Here is a 23,365-nt window from a genome sequence, read left to right on the forward strand (position 1 = left end):
GGACAACTTTATGAGTAAAACATTATTTTTACCTACTAGGGATTTAGTTATCTTCCCAGGTATCGTAACTCCCATTTATGTAGGTAGAGCAAAAAGTGTTAGCACACTAGAAAGTGCTGTAAATTCTAAAAGTAAATTGGTTTTAGGTATGCAAAAAGACCCTTCAAAAGAGGATCCTGAATTACCAAATGATATATATAAAATTGGAGTAATAGTAAATATTCTTCAAATTGTAAAAATGCCAAATAACAATATAAAAGTTTTAATTGAAGCTGAAGAAAGAGTTATGATTGAAGATGTAGAAACAACTGATACTGAGTACACAGCTACATATAAAACTATAAAATGTACTAATGGTAAAGCAAAGGAAACAGAAGCTATCTATAGAAAAGTTCTTGGATACTTTGAAAAATTTGTAGGCTTAACAGGAAAAATATCTCCTGAACTATTAGTAAATCTAAAAGGAATCAAAGATATAAATAGTGCTTTTGATATTATCTCTTCTAATCTTCCAGTAAAAAGTGAAGTTAGACAAGAGCTACTTGAAATTTTCGATGTTAAAAATAGAGGATTTAAACTTCTTGAACTACTTTCTAGTGAAATGGAGATAGCCTCTCTTGAAAAGAAAATTGATGATAAAGTAAAAACTAAGATGAATGAAGCTCAAAAATCATACTATATCAAAGAAAAGATAAATGCTATGAAAGAAGAGCTAGGAGATTTTTCTCAAGATGAAGATATGCTTGATTTAGTTGAAAAATTAAATAAGACTAAGCTACCTAAAGAGGTTAAGAAAAAACTTGATTCAGAAATGAAAAAACTTTCTAAAATGCCACCATTTTCAGCAGAAGCTACAGTGTCAAGAAATTATATTGAAACTGTTTTAGATCTTCCTTGGGACAAAACAACTAAAGATATACTAGATCTTAAAAAAGCTAATGATATCCTTGAGAGAGATCACTATGGATTAAAAGAGGCTAAAAGTAGAGTTTTAGATTATCTTGCTGTTAAAAAATTAAATCCTTCTATGAAAGGTGGAATCCTATGTCTTGCTGGACCACCTGGAATAGGTAAAACTTCCCTAGTTAAATCTATTGCTGATGCTATGGGTAGAAAGTTCGTAAGAGTTTCACTAGGTGGAGTAAGAGATGAAGCTGAAATAAGAGGACATAGAAGAACTTATATCGGTTCTATGCCTGGTAAACTTATAAAAGCTATGAAAGATGCTGGAAGTAAAAATCCTGTTATCCTACTAGATGAAATTGACAAAATGTCAAATGACTTTAAAGGAGATCCTGCTTCAGCTATGCTTGAAGTTCTTGATCCTGAGCAAAACAGCCACTTTGAAGATCACTATATCGATATGCCTTTTGATCTTTCAAAGGTTTTCTTTGTAGCAACTGCTAATGATCTTAGAAACGTTTCTGCTCCTTTAAGAGATAGAATGGAGATAATCAATATCTCGTCTTATACAGAGTTTGAAAAACTTCATATAGCTAAAAAATATCTAATTAAACAAGCTAAAGAGGAAAATGGATTAAAAGATTATGATATCCAAATCTCTGACAATGTAATTATGAAAATAATTGATGAGTATACTAGAGAAGCTGGAGTTAGAAACTTAAAAAGAGAGTTTATCACTCTATGTAGAAAACTAGCTAGAGATGCTGTTGAACAAGATAAAAAGAAATTTATCATCAAAAGCAGTAGCTTAGAAAAATACTTAGGAAAACCTAAATTTAGACCAGAGAAACTAAAAGAGAAAGAACCTAAACTAGGAGTTGTAAATGGTTTAGCTTGGACTTCTGTTGGAGGGGTAACTCTTGAAGTTCAAGGTGTTTCTATTCCTGGAAAAGGAGAGCTTTCTTTAACTGGTACTTTAGGAAATGTTATGAAAGAATCTGCTCAAGTAGCTTTCACTTATGTTAAAGCTAACCTTGATAAATACAAACTTGAAAATCCTGAGTTTTTTGAAAAGAAAAATATTCACCTTCACTTCCCAGAAGGAGCAACTCCAAAAGATGGACCTTCTGCAGGAATTACAATTGTAACTGCTATTCTATCTGTTTTAACTGGTAGAAAAGTAAGACAAGATATAGCTATGACTGGAGAAGTTACTATAACTGGAGAGGTATTAGCTATAGGTGGAGTTAAGGAAAAGGTTATTGGAGCTCATAGAGCTGGAATAAGAGAGGTTATCCTACCTGAAGATAACAGAGTAGATGAAAGCGATATTCCAGCAGAAGTAGCAAAGACTATGAAGATTCACTTTGTTAAAACTTATGATGAAGTTGAAAAATTAGTATTTGCTTAAAATAATATTTAAAAGGGGAATTTTATGAAAATAAAACAAGCTGATTTTGTTAAATCTGCAGTATATGAAAAAGATTACCCAGAGCAACTTAAAAATATGGAATTTGCTTTTGTTGGAAGATCTAATGTTGGAAAATCCTCTTTAATCAATAGCATAACTGGTAGAAAAAAACTTGCTAAAACAAGTAAAACTCCTGGAAGAACTCAACTTATAAACTTCTTTAGTGTAAATAAAGAGTTTTATATAGTTGATCTTCCTGGATATGGATTTGCCAAAGTTCCAAAAGAGATGAAAGTTGAATGGGGAAAAACTATGGATAGATATATTGCTAGTTCTAGAAATAAACTGGTTTTTGTCCTACTTGATATAAGAAGAATTCCAAGTCAAGAGGATATTGATATGCTAGTTTATTTAGATCATCACAATATACCATTCAAAATTATATTTACTAAAATGGATAAAGTTTCAAATAATGAAAAATTTAAACTATTGAAAGATATTAAGAAAAAAGTTGAATTTCACAATGATGATGTTCTTTTCCATTCATCATTAACTGATAAAGGAAAAGATGAGATATTAGCATTTATTGAATCTCTTATTACAAATGAAGAGAAAAAAGAGGAAGAAATTTAAAATTTTAAAATTATATTTTGGGAGGAATTATAAAAGATGGAAGAATTAAACAAGACTTACTCTCCTAAGGAAATTGAGTCAAAATGGTATAAAGTTTGGGAAGATTCAAAGTACTTTGCTGGAAAAATGGAAGATGGAAAAGAGAGCTATTCTATAGTTATTCCACCACCAAATGTTACTGGTATTCTTCATATGGGACATATTCTAAATAACTCTATCCAAGATACATTAGTAAGATATAAAAGAATGTGTGGATACAATACTCTTTGGCTTCCAGGATGTGACCATGCTGGAATAGCTACTCAAAATAAAGTAGAAAGAAAACTTGCTGAAGAAGGATTAAAGAAAGAAGATTTAGGAAGAGAAAAATTCATTGAAGAAACTTGGAAATGGAAAGAAAAACATGGTGGAATTATCACTACTCAATTAAGAAAAATTGGAGCTTCTCTTGATTGGGATAGAGAAAGATTTACTATGGATGAAGGACTTTCTAAGGCTGTTAGAGAAATCTTTGTTCACCTATATAATGATGGACTTATCTACCAAGGTGAATATATGGTTAACTGGTGTCCTAGATGTGGTACTGCTCTAGCTGATGATGAAGTTGAACATGCTGAAAAAGCTGGAAATCTTTGGCATCTAAAATATCCAGTAAAAGATTCTGATGAGTATATTATCATTGCAACTTCAAGACCAGAAACTATGCTTGCTGACGTTGCAGTTGCTGTTCACCCTGAAGATGACAGATACAAACACCTAATTGGTAAAAAACTTATACTTCCTCTAGTTGGAAGAGAAATTGATATTATAGCTGATGAATATGTTGATAGAGAGTTTGGAACTGGAGCTTTAAAAATAACTCCTGCTCACGACCCTAACGACTTTGCTCTAGGAAAAAAATATAATCTTCCTATTATCAACATGCTTACTGCTGATGCTAAAATCGTAGATGACTACCCTAAATATGCTGGAATGGATAGATTTGAAGCTAGAAAAGTTATAGTTGAAGATCTAAAAGCTGCTGGAGTTCTTGTTAAAATAGAACCTTTAAACCACAATGTTGGACATTGTTATAGATGTCAAACTGTTGTTGAACCTAGAGTTTCTAAACAATGGTTTGTAAAAACTGAAACTTTAGCTCAAAAAGCTCTTGAAGTAGTTAGAAATGGCGAAATTAAAATTATGCCAAAAAGAATGGAAAAAATCTATTATAACTGGCTAGAAAATATTAGAGACTGGTGTATCTCTAGACAACTTTGGTGGGGACATAGAATACCAGCTTGGTATGGACCAGACAAATATATATTTGTAGCAAGAGATGAAAATGAAGCTAAAAAAATGGCTCTTAAACACTATGGAAAAGAGGTTGAATTAGTTCAAGAAGAAGATGTTCTTGATACTTGGTTCTCATCTGCTCTTTGGCCTTTCTCTACTATGGGATGGCCTGAAAAAACTAAAGAATTAGAAACTTTCTATCCAACTTCAACACTTGTAACTGGTGCTGATATCATATTCTTCTGGGTTGCTAGAATGATTATGTTCGGATTATATGAAATGAAAGAAATTCCATTTAAAAATGTATTCTTCCACGGAATCGTTAGAGATGAAATTGGTAGAAAAATGTCTAAATCTTTAGGAAACTCTCCAGATCCATTAAACTTAATTGATGAATTTGGTGCTGATGCTATTAGATTCTCTATGATCTACAACACATCACAAGGGCAAGATGTTCACTTCTCTGAAAAACTTCTTGAAATGGGAAGAAACTTTGCTAACAAAATATGGAATGTTGCAAGATTCGTTATTATGAACCTTGAAGATTTCGATGTAAAATCTGTAAATAAAGATGAATTAAAATTAGAACTTGTTGATAAATGGATATTCTCTAGATTAAATGAAACTGCTCAAGAAGTAGCTGTTAATATTGACAAATTCCAATTAGACGATGCTGCAAAAGCTGTTTATGAATTTTTAAGAGGAGACTTCTGTGACTGGTATGTTGAACTTGCAAAAGTAAGACTATACAACAACGAAGAAACTGATAAAGCTTCTAAAACTACAGCTCAATATGTTCTTTGGACAGTACTTGAAGCTGGATTAAGACTTCTTCACCCATTTATGCCATTTATAACTGAAGAAATTTGGCAAAAAATTAAAGTTGAAGGAGATTCTATTATGATTCAAAACTACCCTGTTGCTGATGAATCTATAATAGACAAAGATATTGAAACTTCTTTTGAATATATAAAAGAGGTTATCTCATCTCTTAGAAATATAAAAGCTGAAATGGGAATCTCTCCAGCTAAAGAAGTTAAAGTTGTAATAAAATCTAATGATGAAATGGAATTAAAAACTCTAGAAGACAACTACCTATTCATCACAAAATTAGCTAAGATTGAGGATCTAAAATTTGGAAAAGATCTAGCTAAACCTGAACAAAGTGGATTTAGAGTAGCTAGAAATTCAGAAGTATATATGATTCTTACTGGACTTCTTAACTCTGAAGTTGAAATCAAAAAAATCCAAGATCAAATGGCTAAAGTTCAAAAAGATCTTGATAAAGTAAATGCTAAATTAGCTGATGAAAGATTTACTTCTAAAGCTCCTGCTCATATCCTTGAAAGAGAAAGAAGAATTCAAAAAGAATATCAAGATAAGATGGATAAACTAACTGAAAACCTTAAAAACTTTATGTAATTATTTTAAAAATATGCTTTATTAATTTCTATAAAGTTGTATAATTGAAATAGAAAAGTTTTTTAAGGAGGTAAATGATGAACTTACAAGAAAAGATTTTCAGAGCCCTTATTGACTTTGAAGCTCAAGGTGAAATATATATTGAAAAAGAAAAAGTTATTCTTGGATGTATGGCTAATGGTAGTGAAATAGAAAAAGTTAGAAAATATTTAACATCATTAGACTTACAAGAAAAATTTCCTGAAAATTCATTAGAAGAGATTAACAAAGCTGTTCAAAGTTTAGTTGAAAAAGATTTTGTTAGAGCTAGAATAGTAACAACTACTACTGGAATGAACTTTTATGAGATCTTAGGAAGTCAATGTGACCTTGAAGAATTTTTAGAAGGATAAGAATTTTGAAACAGGCTAATATATATTAGCCTGTTTTTTAAAAATATAAAGGAGTTATTTTCATGATAAAAGCTATTTTCTTTGATATAGATGGAACTTTAGTTAGCTTTAAAACTCATAAAGTTCCACAAAGCACTATTGATGCTTTAAATTTACTTAGAAAAAAAGGTATTAAAATATTTATTGCCACAGGAAGACATCCCTCTATTATTAGTTTAGGAAATAATATTAATGAATTAAAATTTGATGGTTATGTAACTTTAAATGGTCAATACTGCTTTACTGATAATAAAGTTATTTATAAAAAAAGTATATGCAAAGAGGATATTATAAAATTAGTTGAGTTTTTAAAAACTTCAAATTATCCTTGTGCTTTTATTGAGGAAAAAGAGTATATGTATATTAATCATATCAATGATGATGTAAAATCTGTACTTAAAAGTGTTAATGTACCACTTCCTAATGTTAAAGATATCTCTAGAGCTTTAGAAAATGAGATTTTTCAGTTAAATCCATATATTCCACCAGAAAAAGATCATATTTTTATGAAGATATTAAAAAATTGTGATCTAACTAGATGGAATCCTCTATTTTCAGATATTATTCCTGCTGGTGGAGGAAAACATATTGCTATTGAAAAAGTTAGAGAATTTTATGGTTATTCTAAAGAGGAAACAATGGCTTTTGGTGATGGTGAAAATGATATAACCATGCTTTCAAATGTAGGTATAGGAGTAGCTATGGGAAATGCAAATGAAGCTGTAAAAAAAGTAGCTGATTATATTACTACTTCTGTTGATGAGGATGGAATATATAATGCCTTAAAACATTTTTCTATCATTTAAAAAATAAATTTTTATTTCTTTATTATTTTATGAAAAAGCAATATTAATACTTTGAAAATAAAAGAACAAAAAAACTCGTTTTAAAACAAAAATAATTTTTATTAAATATTTTTACAAAAAATTTTATATTTATTTATAAAAATATTATGAAATATCCAATTTTTATGATAAAATAAATATGTGTTGTTAATTTATTAAATATATAATTTCTCTGGGGAGTGATCATTGTGGATTTACATTATTTAAAAATATTCTATGAAGTTGCTAAGGAAAAAAGTTTTACTAAAGCTGCTAGTAAATTATATATAAATCAATCTGCTGTATCTATTCAAGTAAAAAAGTTTGAAGAAATTCTTAATGCAAAACTTTTTGATAGAAGTTCAAAAAAGATAAAACTTACATATACAGGAGAAGCTCTTTATAAAATGGCTGAAGATATTTTTGATAAAGTAAAAAGAGCTGAAAAAGAGATATCTAGAATTATAGATTTAGACAGAGCTAGAATCTCAATTGGAGCTACTTCAGTTATTGGTGAACCACTTCTTCCTAAACTTATGAAGGGATTCTCTCAAGCTCATGAAGAGATTGAGTATGATATTACAATTGCTGAAAAATCATATCTTTTAAAACTTTTAAAAGAGGGAGATCTTGATATTTTAATTATTGACGAGGAACATATTACAGATTCTAACTTAGAAGTTTTAACTATTGAGAAGATGCCTTATGTTCTTGTTAGTAAAAAAGAGTATCACAGTATGGAAAGTGTTTCAAAAGATCCGCTTATTACTCGTGAAACTATTCCTAATAATAACGAGGCTATTGCTGTTATTGAAGATAAATACAGAATATCTTTTGATTCAAAAATATCAGTTTTAGGAAACCTTGAGGTTATAAAGGGAATGGTTAGAGAGGAGATTGGAAATGTTATCCTTCCTATGTATGCAGTTCATAAAGAGATTAAAAATGGAGAGTTTAAAGTAATTTATACTGTTAATGAAGTAAAAGATGGATATCAAGTTGTAATCACTAAAGATAAGAAAAGCTTAATCCAAATTATTAAATTCATTAACTTTATCCAAGATTATCAAATCCAATATTAATATTAGGAGGCTAAATGAACTTAATAGATTCTTATAAAGCTGAAGCTTTACTTTTAGAAAATTTTATAAAAGAAGAGGAAGAGAGAAGAGAAACTGAAAAGGTAGCAAAGGAGTTAGCTAATATATTCAATGCTGGTAATAAAGTGCTAATCTGTGGAAATGGTGGAAGTAACTGTGATGCTTTACACTTTGCAGAGGAGTTTACTGGTAGATTTAGAGGAGATAGAAGAGCTCTTCCTGCTATTGCTATTGCTGATTCTTCTCATATAACTTGTGTTGGTAATGATTATGGGTTTGATTCTATATTTTCACGTGGTGTAGAAGCCTATGGTAAGTCTGGAGATATGTTTATAGGTATATCTACTAGTGGAAACTCAAACAACGTAATCAAGGCTGTAGAGGCTGCTAAAAAGTTAGGTATGAAAACTTGTGTTCTACTTGGAAAAGATGGAGGAAAATTAAAGGGAACTTGTGACTTTGAATTTATAATCCCTGGAAACACTTCTGATAGAATTCAAGAGATTCATATGATGATCCTTCATATTATTATTGAGGGAGTAGAAAGATTAATGTTTCCTGAAAACTATTAATAAAATCTAAAATTTACTACATCTTTTTTCTTATGAGAAAGGATGTAGTTTTTATTTTATCTTTTATTTTCTTTTTTTATATGATAAACTTTTCTTATAATAATACAGCTAGGAGGTGTACTATGTTACAAAAAATAACTTTAATAGATGATGAAATATTTAAAATAAAAGATGATAATAGTGAAGAGATATATTTCTCTGCTAATCAAGAATGGTATCATGGAGAAAGACAAAGACTTGCTGGTTGTGGTCCTACTACAGCATCTATGCTTATCTATTATTATAACTATAAACATTCAATTATAATTCCACCTCTAAAATCTAATATCTTAGCTCTTATGAATGAGATGTGGAATTTTGTAACTCCTGAACATAGAGGTATCCCTACAACTTCTATATTTTGTGAAAAATTAAAAAAATATATTGAGAAAAATAGTTTAGGTGTAACTTTTAATATTTTAGATATTCCTGAAGATAAAAATAGCCGTCCAAATTTCTCTACTCTTGTAAATTTCTTAAAAACTGGACTTGAAAATGATAAACCTATTGCTTTTTTAAATCTTTGTAGTGGAGCTGAAGAAAATCTAGATCGTTGGCATTGGGTTATCCTCTTCTCCATTGAGTATGATATTGATAATAATATTCTATACGCCTATATTTTTGATGAAAATATTATAAAGAAAGTTAATCTAGAATTATGGTTAAACTCTACCTCTCTTGGTGGTGGATTTGTATATTTAAACTATTAAACAAAAGAAGCTGTTGCATTTTTTTAAGTATCTATTTAGTTCATTAATATCGTTAGATTTAGAGCAAAGTTCCTTTGCATTTTGCGATTATTAGTCAATTTTAATTATCTCTATTTCTTTTTAACATCAAGTTGCTTCCATGTCAGTGAATAAAGAATCCCTAGGCTTATTCCGTTAAAAATGCAAAACTCGGCTTCGCCTCAAACACGTTGCATTTTCTTAACTGCATTTCGCTAAGGGATTCTAGTATTCACTTCCAAATTACACCAACTTGATGTTAGGGAAAATTACTTTTTAATTGATAGCTGAATGATTACTTTGTAAAAATAAAAAGAAGCTGAGCAAAATTATCAATTTGCAACAGCTCCTTTATTATCGTTATTTCTCTTCAAGTTCTACCTCAAATTCAAATCTATCTCCACGTACCAAACTTACTGTATACTCTATTATCTCCATTCCAGCATATGTCCATCTCTGTAATCTTATAATCGGACTTCCTTGTGGTATAGTTAAAATTTCTGCAATATTCTCATCTGCTAAAAGTACAGAAAATCTTTCAGTTGCCTTTGTAAAACTTATATTATATCTATTTTGAAGTATATCATATAGAGGATTTTCTAATAAAATATTCTTCGAAAGTCCTTGCATCTTCTTTTCTAATAGGTATGTTTTTTCATACATAACTACTTCATCATCAGCTAATCTAAGACGTTGCAATTCATATACTTTATCATCTTTATTTATATTTAACTCTTTACATATTTTTTCATCAGCTTTTTTCTCTTTAAATGATAAGACTTTTGAACTTGGAGTTTTTCCCTGTTTTTTTGCCTCTTCTGTAAAACTATAAAATTTAAGAAGTTTTTGTTTCATCACTCTTGAAGATACAAAAGTTCCACAACCTTGAACTTTATATATATACCCCTTTTTCTCTAAATATGCAATAGCTTGTCTTACAGTTGATCTACTTAAATTATATTTTTCACAATACTCTCTCTCAGTTAAAATTCTATCATTTTCTTGTAAATTCTTTTCTTTTATATCATTGATAATTATTTCTGCTAATTGATAATAAAGTGGACTTTTCGACTGAAACATTCCCATTTCCTCCATATAAATATTTATACAATACTAAAATTATATCACTACTCCTATAAATTTACAAGAAAATAAACTCTTTACTTTAGATAAAAGCACCCAAAACTTTAACTAAAATTTTGGGTGCTAATCTCTATTATTTATTAAATCTTCCTACAAACTCATCCATATTTACAACTTTTCCAGTTACTCTTGATTCTTCAGCTGCAAAAGCCATAATGTGACTCTCTAAAGATACCTTTGGATTTGTTCTTGTATCCTCTAGTTTTCCTTGACATAGTTTTATAAAGTCTTGCATAAGTCCAGTATCTCCTCCACCATGTCCTCCTAAAAGTACATCTGGAATTATCTCTGTTTTCTTTCCATTTGCAAAACGTCCTTCACCTTTTCCAAATTCATATACTTCTATATGATTTTTTAAATCATTTCCTCTAATTTCTCCTTTAGTTCCCATGATCTTAATAGTTCTGCATACTTCATCTGTAAAGGCACATAGGTTAAATGTTACATTTACTCCATTATCAAACTCTATTATAGAAACCATATTATCTACAACATTGTTATCACACTTATAAACACATCTTCCATATTTATTTGTTCTCAATGATTCTTCCAATGCCTCTTTAGTTTGAATTTCAGTTGCTACAAGTGTAGGCCATGCTCCTAAATTATTATAGTAGATTTTTTTAGGTGAGTAGATACAGCTATCTAGGTATTTACAATCTAAACATCTTTCTGCTGATCCTTCAGGTGCATTTTCTCTTTTAAAATGTCTTAATTGTCCAAAAGATGCTATTCTTTTGCAAGAACTTCCACCTAGTAACCAAGATAAAATATCTAAATCATGGCAACTTTTTTGTAAAATCAATGGACTTGTTTCATCTGAATTTCTCCAGTTTCCTCTCACAAAGCTATGAGCAAAGTGGTAGTTTCCTATATTTTCATTGTGTTGAATATCAACAACTTCCCCTATAATTCCACTTTCAATTAACTCTTTCAATTTGCTAAAGAATGGAGTATATCTCAATACATGGCATACCATTACTTTTACACCATATTTTTCTGCCATTTTCACTATATTTATACACTCATCAACTTTATTTGACATAGGCTTTTCAAGTAAAATATCATATCCTTTTTCCATAGCTATTTTTATTGGCTCAAAGTGCATATCATCACCAGTAGCTATAATTACAGCATCACAAAACTTATCCTTTGCTAAAAACTCTTCCCAACTTTCAAAAACAAACTCTGGATCTAATTTATGATCTTCCATCATCTCTTTTCTTTTTAATGGATTTGGTTCAGCTATTGCTATAACTTTTGCCTCATCTGTATAATTTAAAATATATTTTGCATAAACATCTTTTCCTCTATTTCCTGCTCCAATAACTCCAACTTTTATCATAAATTTCTTGCTCTTTTTTGAGCAATTCGCCTCCTTGATATTAAAAATCATTTATTTTAAAGTAATTCTACTCTTTTACTGCTCCAGCTACTATACCAGATAAAATCTTCTTCTTGAAAATTAGATACATAATTATTGTAGGTAACATAACAAGTACAATTGCTGCTGATAATTTAGCCCATGAACCACTACGTCCTACATAGTTCATCAACATAGTTGTTAAAGTTGCATTTTCTGCACTTGGCATATATAGATAAGGTGTATACATATCATTTAGTATATCTACTGATTTCAGTATTATAAGTGTTGCCGTTGCTGGTAAAATCAATGGGAATATTATCTTCCAATAGATTGTAAAATATGAACATCCATCTATCCTTGCACTTTCATCCAATGAATATGGAATTTGGTCAATAAATTGTTTATATACATAGATTTGCAAAATATCTGTTGATATATATATTATCATCGGTGCAAAGAGTGTATCATATAATCCTATCTTTCCAATTATTCCAAATCTAGTTATCTCTGCTATAAAACTTGGAACTAGCATTGCTAAACTAAATAGTAAGAAATATACTTTTTTCAGAGTAAATTCAAATCTACTTAATGAATAAGCCACCATACTACTTAAAAGTACATTTACTATAACTGTTCCTATTACAAGTAAAACAGAGTTCTTTAAACCTGTTAATATATTTCCCTTAACAAAAACCTCAGTATAGTTTTCTAAAGTAAATGGTGCTGGTAGAGAAAGGTGATTTCCCATAGCTATCTGCTCTGGAGTTTTAAATGATGATAACACAACTAATAATAGCGGTAATAAAACTATTAAAGTTACTATTATAAATATTCCATGATTAAAAATATTAAATATATAATTTTTTGTTTTGTTTTCCATTTTTCCTCCTAAACTAACCTAAAATTATGCTTTTTTCTTAAATATCTTCTTGATTTTTTCAGGTTCCAAAACAAGATTTTGAATCATAGAAATAATTATAATCGCTATTATAAGAACTATCGCCATTGCTGATGCCAAACCAAAGTTACTAAATTCAAAGGCTGTTTTTACAGTATGAAGTGCAAAAGTAGTACTGCTTGTTCCTGGTCCTCCACTTGTCATAACAAATGGAATATCAAATACCATTAAAGCTCCTCTTACATTTAAGAAAAGGATAATACTTAAAATTGACTTCATATTAGGTATAATAATCTTTATAAATTGTTGGAAAACTGATGCTCCATCAATCAATGCTGCCTCTAACATATCTTTATTTATTGACTGTAATCCAGCTAAAAACAATATAATATGAATTCCTGTAAATCTCCACAACGATACTATTACCAATGAATAGTTTACAATTTCTGGATCACTAAGCCATCTAACTTTTCCCATTTGCAATAGTGCAAGAAGTCCATTTAATACTCCATCTTCTGAACTATATAAAAATGAGAACATATAAGCTATTGCAACTCCATTTATTATATAAGGCATAAATACAATTGTTTTAAAAAATTCACTTTTTCTTATGTATCTATCTAATAACATAGCTAAATACATCTCAATAGGGATAAAAAATAGGTGAATTATAAAATACAGATTGTTATTTTTTAAACTTTGCCATATGTCACGTCTTTGAAAAACTTGATTGTAATTTTTTAGTCCTACAAAATTCCAAGTAGGATTAATTCCATCCCAATCTGTAAAGCTTATAGTTATAAGCTTTACAGTTGGATAAATTACAAATACTAATAATAATAGAGTTGGAATTGCTAAGAAACAAGTTAACAGTATTCTTTTTTGTATTTTATCTTTCATAGTTATACTCTCCAAATTATTTAGTATTTTCTCTAGCTTCTTTCCATCTATTGTTTAGATCATCCATATATTTTTCAAAGTCAACACCTTGTAACATCTCTTGTCCCATTCTTTTTACATCAAATGAAAGGAAGTTAGCAACTTCTCTATATTTTGCATCTCCACCTTTTTGTAATACAACTTCAGGATTAGAAATATTTGCTATTGTTTCATTAAATATAGTATTATCCCCTTCTACTCCTTCAACTGATGGAAGTACTTTCATATATTTTACATACTCTTTATAGTAGTCGCTTTGGAATAGCCAGTTTAAGAACTCTTTTGCCTCAGCAGCATTTTTACTATATTTAGGAATTGATAGGAATACTTCTGCTGTTACTAAATATCTAAATGGATCTTCTTTTGTTTCACGTGCAGGTAGTACAAATACTCCAATATCATCTAACTCTTCTTTTGATAAATCTTTTTGTAGATCTAAATAGAACCATTGTCCTGCTGCTAACATAGCTGCTTTTTTAGATACAAACATACTTTTTTCTTGATCCCATCCATATCCTAATGGATCGTCTCCAAATGGTTTTGTTTTATAGTAATTATTTAACATCTCATAAGCTGTATAGAATGGTTTTCCTTTAGAGAATGGAGCATCATCTACACCCATTTTAGTCCAAATATCATTTCCTCCTGATACTAAGAATGGCATAAATTCATTGAACGGATAAACAACCCAAGAATCCTTTCCTCCTAAAGCAACAGGAATATATTTTTCAGTAGCTTTTATCTTAGTTGAGATATCTACAAATTCACCCCAAGTTGTAGGAACTTCAACTCCAGCTTCTTTAAATATACTTTTTCTATAATATACGAATTCATTAAATCCATACATAGGAAGTCCATAGATATTTCCATCTATTGCATAATCTTTTGCAAATTTATTAACTTTTGTAGCTGGTAAATCATTTAAAGGAGTTAAAATATTTTTATAGTTTTCCATTGTTACTACTCTAACAGGGAAAATATCAGGTAATTTTTGTGCTGAGTTTCTAATTTTCATTGTATTGTCATATTCAGTAGCTTGTACTTTCTCCATTTTAATAGTAACATTAGGTTTTACTTTGCTATATGCTTCTGCTATGCTGTTTAGTTCCATCATATACTCTTCACCAGTACCAGTATATGTTACAAAACTTAACTCTACTTTTTCATCTTTCTTAGCCTCAGTTGCTTCTCCACCTTGTCCACAACCTACCATTAATAGCATTGTTCCTATTCCTAAAGCTTTTAAATAACTTTTCATCTTGTCCTCCCTCATATTTATATTTTAATTTCATATTTTTATTAACTAAGTTTTGCTTCCTCTTTTAGAGTCATTTTTTTATTATCTTTATGTAGTTCAAATACTACTATCTCATTTGTTCCCTCTTTTAATAGTGGTGCTGGAAGATATAATCTTTTTTGTGGTCCTGCTTTCCAATATCTACCTAGATTAAATCCATTTATAAATACAACACCTTTTTCCCAACCTTCAAAATCTAAATAAGTATCTCCTACTTCTTTTACTTCAAAGCTTCCTCTATAGAAAGTTGGATACTCTTCTTTATTACCATTTCCATATTTTATATTCTCTATATCTTTTAATGGAATTGTGTATATATCCCAGTTAAATAGGAATTGATTTCCTATTCTTACCCCTTCAGTTATTCCTTTAGGATCTTTTAATAGTGGTCCATAGTTTATTCTTGCCATATTTTCTACTAAAATTTCTAAAGTTGACTCTGGTCCATCTGCACTTAATAGTATCTCTTGCTTATTATTTCTATCAATTACCCCTTGATACTCTCCATTTAGATATATTAAAGCTCTATCTCTAACCTCTTGTAAATTTAATTTTAGAGCTTCTAATTTTCCTTTTATTGTTGTTTTATATAGAATAAATCCATAATCTTGATCTAATTCTTCCATTGTTAAAGGGTATGGTGATGTATAATGTTTTGATATAAGATCTAAATTTTCTTTAAATGTTCCATATTCAGTAAATTCAACATCTCCATAATTCATCTTTTTAGATTCTTTTACTGAAAAATACTTGTGATTTTTATGTTTTTTAATTTTATGCTCATATTTCTTTAAAATATCTTTTACTAAATGATACTTTTCTGTTAAGTCTCCTGCTTCAGTTAAAAGAGCATCATAGTCATAACTTGTTACTGTACATCTTTGTTCATCATGGTAGTTTGCTCCATTCATAAATCCAAAGTTAGTTCCTCCATGGAACATATAGAAGTTTACTGATATGTCATTTTCTAACATATATATAAGCTCTTCTCTAATATCATCAGCTTTTCTTGTTATATGTTCATGTTCCCAATGATCAAACCAACCTATCCAAAACTCCATAACCATTTTTGGCATATTTGTTTGATAATTTTCTAACATTTTAAAAGATTCTTCTGTTCTTGAACCAAAGTTTATTGTTTTCCAAACATTTGGCAAAGTTCCTCCAGATAGCATCCAATGTGTTGGTCCATCTGAAGTAAATAGTTGCTCTTTTACTCCTCTACTTCTTAAAGCTTCTTCTAAGTGTGCAAGATATTTACTATCATTTCCATAGCTTCCATACTCATTTTCTATTTGAACTGCTATAATATTTCCACCATTTGATCTTAAATATGGAGCAAATACTGGAACAAGATTATCATAATATCTGTCTACTTTTTCAATATAAGTTGGATCCATTGTTCTCAATCTTATATTTGTATATTTTAATAACCAAGCTGGAAGTCCTCCAAATTCCCATTCTGCACAGATATATGGAGATGGTCTTAAAATAATATACAATCCTTTTTCCTCTGCTAATTTTAAAAATCTTCCTAAATCTAACATTCCAGAGAAATTATATACCCCCTCTTGTGGCTCATGAAGATTCCAAGGTACATAAGTTTCTACACAGTTAAATCCTGCTGCTGCTATCTTCTCAAGTCTATCTTCCCATTGTTCTGGTAAAGTTCTAAAGTAGTGCATAGCTCCTGATATTAAAAGAGTTTTTTCTCCATCTATTGTTATATTATTTCCAACAAGTTTCACTTTGACCTCCTAATTATAAAGTAATATTTTCTTCTGTTTCAGCATCAAATATATGAGCTCTTTTTATATTGAAGTAAAATTCTCCCTCTTCTCCATATTTTACATTTTCAGTTTTTCTTGCTTCTATTCTTGATGTAAACTGACAACCATCTATTGTAAAGTATAGAAATTCCTCATTTCCCATGTGTTCTACTACACTTACTTGACCTTTTAAGAAGTTTATCTTTTCTCCTTCTGGGTGAGTAACTTTATTTCCAATATTTTCAGGTCTTATTCCTAAAATAACTTTTTTACCTATATGGCTTTTTACCTTTTCTCCCATCTCTTTTGGAAGTACAACATGTTTACTATTTCCAAATATAAAGATTATTCCATCTTCATTTTCTTCAATTACACCATCAACAAAGTTCATCGCTGGAGATCCTATAAATCCTGCTACAAATTTATTTGCTGGTTTATGGTATAAATTTAATGGTGTATCAACTTGCATTATCTTTCCATAGTTTAATACACAAATTCTATCTCCCATTGTCATTGCTTCTACTTGGTCATGTGTTACATAGATCATTGTTGCTGTTTGTCCTTCAGCTTTTAGTTGTTTATGTAGTTGAGTTATCTTAACTCTCATTGATACTCTTAATTTCGCATCTAGGTTTGATAGAGGTTCATCAAATAGGAATACATCTGGTTTTCTTACTATTGCTCTTCCTACTGCTACCCTTTGTCTTTGTCCTCCAGACATCTCTTTTGGTTTTCTATCTAATAATTGAGTTATCTCAAGTTTTTCTGCTGCCTCTCTAACTCTTCTATCTATTTCATCTTTTGGAGTTTTAGCCATTTTTAATCCAAATGCCATATTATCATAAACTGTCATATGAGGGTATAGAGCATAGTTTTGGAAAACCATTGCAATTCCTCTATCCTTCGGTGGAAGATCATTAACTAATTTATCTCCTATCCAAATTTCTCCTCCTGTAATCTCTTCAAGTCCAGCTACCATTCTAAGAGTAGTAGACTTAGCACAACCAGAAGGTCCTACAAAAACCATAAATTCCCCATCTTTAATTTCCAAATCAATTCCATGTACAGCTTTGAATCCATTAGGATACTGCTTTTCCACTTTTTTTAACACTACTTTCGCCATTTTTTCCCTCCATAAAATACTTTTAATTCATCTAGTACGTTTTAATCTGATATATAATAACTTTTATTATTAGCTATCTTGTTCACTTAATTTTCTATTTATCTTATTTTTATACATTTGTTATTTTTCTCAATTATTACATAACAAAATTTAATTGTAAATCTTCTGTTTTGGCTATCCCATTTTCCACAATTTACAGTTTAAATTAAAAAATAGTCTTTTTAATTTAAAAAGACTATTTTTATAATCTTATTCTGCTGTTTTATTTTTCAATATCTAGTATCTCACAAAACTCTTTTCCATTTTCTCTAAAATTCCAATTAACTTTATAAATTTTTTCTTTTGTTTTTATCTCATGGATATTATTTTCTAAGTTTATATACATATCCTTTTTAAAATCTATTTCACTATTATATGATAATCCCCAAATAATTTTCTTATCATCATTATCATACTCTTTCCAAATCTTAATAAAATATCCATCTTTTTCTTCTACTTCGAAAGAAATATTCTCTTCTAAATAGAATTTTATATTTAGTTCTCCTATTTGAATTTGAGATAATTTCTTATTAAAATATTTCTCTTTAATCTCCTGTCCATCAACTAAAATTTTAGGTAGATTATTATATTTTCTATTAAATATTGTTGTATATACTTTCTCTTCACTCTCTATATCTGTTTCTATAAAGATTATTTTAGAATCTATTAAACCCCAAGTTTTTCTACTTTTTAATCTCTCATTCCAGTTGAGAAACTCCATTGCAACTAATCCATTTTCACCTTGAGATATTCCATATGCAATTTTATCTTTTACAAAAGAGGATTCAAAGTTTCTTTGAGCATCTACCCCTTCCATATCCATTTTAATCTCTGTTGTTCCTGGAATATAGTAATAATCTACGTCTCTCCAATAATCTTTATAATCATTTACTCCATCATAAAGATAATATGCTCCATCTCCAGTATACCACCCTTTTAAGTTCTCTCCATTCATAGCCTCATAGTTTCCAATAGTTGATGAGTGCATTGCTATTCCAAAAGCATATTTTTCCTCTCTTTTCATCACTCTAGCCATCTTATTACAAACTTTTATACTATTGCTATACTTTTCTATCTCTTGTCCTCTGTATTTCTCTAAAATATCTGTTAATTTTTTATATAGAAATGGTGATTTTTCCTCTTCTAAATATTTTTTTGCTCCATATTTTACAATCTCTCTTAAAACAATATCTTCTAACTTTTTGCATTTATCATCTTCAAAAATTGAAGATACAACTAAAATATCATTTAATATTCGATGCCCTATAACTGAATCAATATTATTTGCCCTATCTATTCCTCTTCCAGATAACATATCTGTAAAACTTCCATTATAGAAAAATGGTTCAAAAGAATTTAAAATTATCTCATAAAGATCATTAACTTTTTTTACAACTGAAGTATATTCACTATCACTTATAACATATAAGATCTCTCCTATTCCTGATAACAGTACTTCTCCATATCCTCCAGCATATGGAATTGCCTCATGTTGAATAAAAGATCCATCTCTATAGAATCCCTCTCCTCTATCTTTCTCATTATATTCCCAAACTTCTGGCAGTGATTCTAAGGCTAATTTTATCTCAACTTCATCTTCTAATAGAATACCTCTAAATAGAGAGATCTTAACTGTATCTACCCTATTTCCCCCAGTTGATAATCTCAATGGTTTTCCACTTGGATGAATAGCTACTGGATTATTCCCAGAATATCTTGGATCAGGTTGAAAATATCTGCTAGTTTTTAGATTTTCAACTATTATTTCATCTTTAATTTTCCCTTTCATCAACATAAAAATATCATTCATTGTAAAAGGGATTCCAATCTCCCATTGCCACCAGTTTGTGTGTTCTATACTATTTAGATTATAAAAATATTCTCTAAACTTTTCTATCTTTTTTTCAATAAATTTTACAACAGATTCATCATTATAATATTTCGTTCCTTTAATATAATATCCTTTACATAGCAAAAGTAATTTTGCATATAAGACTTTTATTTTTACTATATTATCTTTTGTCTCTTCATAATCTAAGTTAGAGATCTCTTCTATTATTTGTTCCATCTCTTTATTATAAAATTCAATTATCTCTAAACTACCTTCCCCATTTCCTGTTAAAAACTCTATTCTCTTTTCTATCATTTTTTGATACTCTATCATTTTGTCACCGCCCTATTTTCTTTTCTATATTTTTATCACTATTTTTATAATAAAACAATCTTCAATATTCAGCTAATCTTTTTAGATAGAAAATTGAATATACATAAAAAAAGAGGCTATAATCTCTTATAGCCTCTAAATAACTAAGTTATGTTTTAATTATTTTCCAAAGTATCTGTTTAGTAATCCAGCGAAAGCTCTTCCATGTCTAGCTTCGTCTTTAGCCATTTCATGAACTGTATCGTGAATAGCGTCGAATCCTAACATTTTAGCTCTCTTAGCGATATCAAATTTTCCAGCAGTTGCTCCATATTCAGCTTCTACTCTCATTGTTAAGTTCTTTTCAGAAGAATCAGATACACATTCTCCTAGTAATTCAGCAAATTTAGCTGCATGTTCAGCTTCTTCGAAAGCTATTCTTTTGTAAGCTTCAGCAATTTCAGGATATCCTTCTCTGTCAGCTACTCTTGACATTGCAAGGTACATTCCAACTTCTGTACATTCTCCTTCAAAGTTAGCTCTTAATCCAGCGATGATTTCTTCATCTCCACAAGCTAGTCCTTCTCCAACTTTATGTTCAGTAGCCCAAACTCTTTCTGCTCCTTCTACTACTTCTTCCCATTTATCTTTTCCTGCTTTACAAACTGGACATACCTCTACTGCAGGGTCAGTTATAATTTCTCCACAAACTTTACATCTCCATTTAGCCATAATCATTTCCTCCTTAATTTCTATTTTATTTCCTTTTTCTAATTTATAATCATTACATTTTTATTACAATAATAATATACTATATATTCCTAATTATGTCAACACTTTTTTTATTTATTCTTTTCTAAAAATATTATATTTTATATATAGTAAACTTTTCTTTTTAATATAGTTAAAAAAAAGAGAGCTAAATCTCTTTAACTCTCTTCTATCCAAAATTATTTTACTAATAATGAGTGTCCATTCATATCTTCTGGTTTATCTAATCCTAATATTTCTAACATAGTAGGAGCGATATCAGATAATTTTCCATCTTCTAATTTATAGTTTTTATATTTATTAGAGATCATAATAAATGGAACTTTATTTGTTGTATGAGCTGTAAATGGTATCTTAGTAACTGGATCTTCCATTAGTTCAACATTTCCATGGTCTGCTGTAACTAATAGTGTTCCATCTAATTCTAATACTTTTTCAGCTACTTTTCCTAAGCATAGATCTATTTTCTTAACAGCAGAAACAGCTGCATCAAATACTCCTGTATGTCCAACCATATCTGGGTTAGCATAGTTGATGATGATAACATCATAAGTATCTGAATTTAAAGCTTCCATTAGCCCTTCAGTAACTCCACAAGCTGACATTTCAGGTTGAAGATCATAAGTAGCTACTTTTGGAGATGCTACAAGTTTTCTGTCTTCTCCCTCATATTGAGCTTCTTTTCCTCCATTAAAGAAGAAAGTAACGTGAGCATATTTTTCTGTTTCAGCAGTTCTAAGTTGTTTTAATCCTGCTCTAGAAATAACTTCACCAAATGTGTTATTAATATCTTTCTCTCCATAAACTACTGGAGCATCAATTGTAGCATCATATTGACGCATACAATAGTATTTTAATCCTAAGTATTCTCTTTCAAATCCTGTAAATTCTTTATCGTTAAGAGCTCTAGTTATTTCTCTAGCTCTATCTGGTCTAAAGTTAAAGTTAATGAATACATCACCTTTTTTAATAGTTCCTTCAGCTTTAACAACAGTAGGAATTACAAATTCATCAGTTACTTTTTCAGCATAAGATTTTTCTATTGCTTCAACTGCTGATGCTGCTGTATTTCCTTTTCCATATACCATAGCGTCATAAGCTTTTTGAACTCTATCCCAGTTTTTATCTCTATCCATTGCATAATATCTTCCTGAAAGTGTAGCTATTTCTCCAGCTCCAATTTCAGCAGCTTTAGCTTCTACAGTTTTTATGAAGTCAAGAGCTGATTCTGGTGGAGTATCTCTTCCATCTAAGAATGCGTGAATATATGCTTTTACTCCATATTTTTTAGCCATCATTAATAATCCAAAAAGATGATCTATATGTGAGTGAACTCCTCCTGTTGAAAGAAGTCCTCCAAAGTGAACAGGTTTTCCCTCTTTTTGAGCATATTCAAAAGCTTCTTTTAATACAGGGTTTTCAAAGAAAGTTCCCTCTCTTATATCTTTTGAAATTTCAACTAATGGTTGATAGATTACTCTTCCTGAACCTATATTTAAGTGTCCAACTTCTGAGTTCCCCATTTGTCCATCAGGTAGTCCAACTGCTTCTCCAGATGCTTCTAATTCTGAGTGTGGATACTCTTTTTGTAATCTATAGAAATTTTCTGGGTTTGCAGCAGTTATTGCATTTTTTTGCTCAGGGTTTTTATTGATTCCCCATCCATCTAATATCATTAACATTAAAGGTTTCTTTTTCATTTATTTCTCCTATTTCTATTATTTTCCAGCTTTAACAATTTCAGCAAATGATGCAGCTTTTAGAGATGCTCCTCCAATAAGTCCACCATCTATATCTTTTTGTGCAAGAAGTTCAACAGCATTTTCAGGTTTCATTGATCCACCATATTGAATTGTCATTTCTTCTGCAACAGCTTCACCAAACATTGATACAAGTACATCTCTTACTTGTCTGTGAGTTTCTTGAGCCATTTCTGGAGTTGCAGTTTTTCCAGTTCCAATTGCCCATACTGGTTCATAAGCAACAACAACTTTTGCAGCTTCTTCAGCAGTAAGTCCTTTTAATCCTCCTCTAATTTGAGTTTCAGTAACTTCTGCAGTTCTTCCAGATTCTCTATCTTCTAATTTTTCTCCTATACAAAGAATTGGTAACATTCCTGCTGCTAAAACAGCTTTTACTTTTTCATTGATGAATTCATCTGATTCGTGGAAGTATTCTCTTCTTTCTGAGTGTCCTAAAATTACATATTTTACTCCTATTGATTTAAGCATTAAAGGTGATACTTCTCCAGTATATGCTCCTGATTCTTTAGGATATACGTTTTCTGCAGCTATTTCAATATTGCTTCCTTCAACTGCTTTTACAGCATCTGATAAAGCTGTAAATGGAGCTCCAATTACTATTCCTACATTTTCTATTCCTGCTACTAGTCCTTTTAATTCTGTAAGCATTTCTACAGCTTCTGCATTTGTTTTATTCATTTTCCAGTTTCCAGCTATAATTGTTTTTCTCATTGAAAAAACCTCCATTTTTTTATTTTATCTTTCAGTATAAATATTATCACAGTAATCTTTATTTT

At 29.8% G+C, this 23,365-nt stretch carries 19 protein-coding genes; 8 read left to right on the forward strand and 11 right to left on the reverse strand.

The annotated features are described in order from the left end of the window. The first annotated feature begins 10 nt into the window (after positions 1 to 10). From lon to I6E31_01670, 8 genes are all read left to right on the forward strand, one after another. A complete protein-coding gene (lon, locus tag I6E31_01635) occupies positions 11 to 2,314 on the forward strand; it encodes an endopeptidase La (protein ID MCF2638667.1) in 2,304 nt (767 codons plus the stop codon). 24 nt (positions 2,315 to 2,338) lie between these two features. Then, positions 2,339 to 2,947, forward strand: coding sequence for a YihA family ribosome biogenesis GTP-binding protein (locus tag I6E31_01640; protein ID MCF2638668.1), 609 nt, complete (start codon positions 2,339 to 2,341; stop codon positions 2,945 to 2,947). A gap of 36 nt (positions 2,948 to 2,983) precedes the next feature. Continuing rightward, the gene (locus I6E31_01645; GenBank protein MCF2638669.1) at positions 2,984 to 5,644 is read left to right on the forward strand and encodes a valine--tRNA ligase; all 2,661 of its coding nucleotides are present in this window, start codon (positions 2,984 to 2,986) and stop codon (positions 5,642 to 5,644) included. Between the two features lie 77 nt (positions 5,645 to 5,721). Further along, a complete protein-coding gene (locus I6E31_01650; GenBank protein MCF2638670.1) occupies positions 5,722 to 6,036 on the forward strand; it encodes a hypothetical protein in 315 nt (104 codons plus the stop codon). A 62-nt stretch (positions 6,037 to 6,098) separates the two neighbouring features. Continuing rightward, a complete protein-coding gene (locus I6E31_01655) occupies positions 6,099 to 6,881 on the forward strand; it encodes a Cof-type HAD-IIB family hydrolase (GenBank protein MCF2638671.1) in 783 nt (260 codons plus the stop codon). 227 nt (positions 6,882 to 7,108) lie between these two features. Further along, the gene (locus I6E31_01660; GenBank protein MCF2638672.1) at positions 7,109 to 7,981 is read left to right on the forward strand and encodes a LysR family transcriptional regulator; all 873 of its coding nucleotides are present in this window, start codon (positions 7,109 to 7,111) and stop codon (positions 7,979 to 7,981) included. A 14-nt stretch (positions 7,982 to 7,995) separates the two neighbouring features. Beyond that, positions 7,996 to 8,571: a D-sedoheptulose 7-phosphate isomerase gene (gene gmhA, locus I6E31_01665; GenBank protein MCF2638673.1), complete on the forward strand. Its 576-nt coding sequence runs from the start codon at positions 7,996 to 7,998 to the stop codon at positions 8,569 to 8,571. Positions 8,572 to 8,693: 122 nt separating this feature from the next. Continuing rightward, positions 8,694 to 9,320 carry a hypothetical protein gene (locus tag I6E31_01670; protein MCF2638674.1) on the forward strand — a complete coding sequence of 209 codons (627 nt, stop codon included), beginning with the start codon at positions 8,694 to 8,696 and terminating at the stop codon, positions 9,318 to 9,320. 378 nt (positions 9,321 to 9,698) lie between these two features. Here I6E31_01670 and I6E31_01675 read toward each other — a convergent pair whose 3' ends face one another. The 11 genes from I6E31_01675 to I6E31_01725 form a co-directional block, all read right to left on the reverse strand. Further along, entirely contained in the window at positions 9,699 to 10,424 is a 726-nt protein-coding gene (locus I6E31_01675; GenBank protein ID MCF2638675.1) for a GntR family transcriptional regulator, read from the reverse strand. Between the two features lie 130 nt (positions 10,425 to 10,554). Beyond that, the gene (locus I6E31_01680; protein ID MCF2638676.1) at positions 10,555 to 11,826 is read right to left on the reverse strand and encodes a Gfo/Idh/MocA family oxidoreductase; all 1,272 of its coding nucleotides are present in this window, start codon (positions 11,824 to 11,826) and stop codon (positions 10,555 to 10,557) included. Between the two features lie 67 nt (positions 11,827 to 11,893). Then, on the reverse strand, positions 11,894 to 12,727 hold the full coding sequence (locus tag I6E31_01685; protein ID MCF2638677.1) for a carbohydrate ABC transporter permease: 834 nt from the start codon (positions 12,725 to 12,727) through the stop codon (positions 11,894 to 11,896). A gap of 24 nt (positions 12,728 to 12,751) precedes the next feature. After that, entirely contained in the window at positions 12,752 to 13,645 is an 894-nt protein-coding gene (locus I6E31_01690; protein ID MCF2638678.1) for a sugar ABC transporter permease, read from the reverse strand. 16 nt (positions 13,646 to 13,661) lie between these two features. Next, entirely contained in the window at positions 13,662 to 14,942 is a 1,281-nt protein-coding gene (locus I6E31_01695; protein ID MCF2638679.1) for a carbohydrate ABC transporter substrate-binding protein, read from the reverse strand. Positions 14,943 to 14,983: 41 nt separating this feature from the next. Further along, positions 14,984 to 16,729, reverse strand: coding sequence for a beta-galactosidase (locus I6E31_01700; protein ID MCF2638680.1), 1,746 nt, complete (start codon positions 16,727 to 16,729; stop codon positions 14,984 to 14,986). Between the two features lie 13 nt (positions 16,730 to 16,742). Then, a complete protein-coding gene (ugpC, locus tag I6E31_01705; GenBank protein MCF2638681.1) occupies positions 16,743 to 17,873 on the reverse strand; it encodes a sn-glycerol-3-phosphate ABC transporter ATP-binding protein UgpC in 1,131 nt (376 codons plus the stop codon). Positions 17,874 to 18,135: 262 nt separating this feature from the next. Then, the gene (locus I6E31_01710) at positions 18,136 to 20,076 is read right to left on the reverse strand and encodes a hypothetical protein (protein ID MCF2638682.1); all 1,941 of its coding nucleotides are present in this window, start codon (positions 20,074 to 20,076) and stop codon (positions 18,136 to 18,138) included. Positions 20,077 to 20,235: 159 nt separating this feature from the next. Further along, positions 20,236 to 20,787, reverse strand: coding sequence for an NADH peroxidase (locus I6E31_01715; GenBank protein MCF2638683.1), 552 nt, complete (start codon positions 20,785 to 20,787; stop codon positions 20,236 to 20,238). 218 nt (positions 20,788 to 21,005) lie between these two features. Beyond that, positions 21,006 to 22,526, reverse strand: coding sequence for a 2,3-bisphosphoglycerate-independent phosphoglycerate mutase (locus tag I6E31_01720; GenBank protein ID MCF2638684.1), 1,521 nt, complete (start codon positions 22,524 to 22,526; stop codon positions 21,006 to 21,008). Between the two features lie 18 nt (positions 22,527 to 22,544). Next, positions 22,545 to 23,300, reverse strand: coding sequence for a triose-phosphate isomerase (locus I6E31_01725; protein ID MCF2638685.1), 756 nt, complete (start codon positions 23,298 to 23,300; stop codon positions 22,545 to 22,547). Positions 23,301 to 23,365: the final 65 nt, after the last annotated feature.

It is taken from the genome of Fusobacterium varium (assembly GCA_021531615.1).
Classification (GTDB): domain Bacteria; phylum Fusobacteriota; class Fusobacteriia; order Fusobacteriales; family Fusobacteriaceae; genus Fusobacterium_A; species Fusobacterium_A varium_C.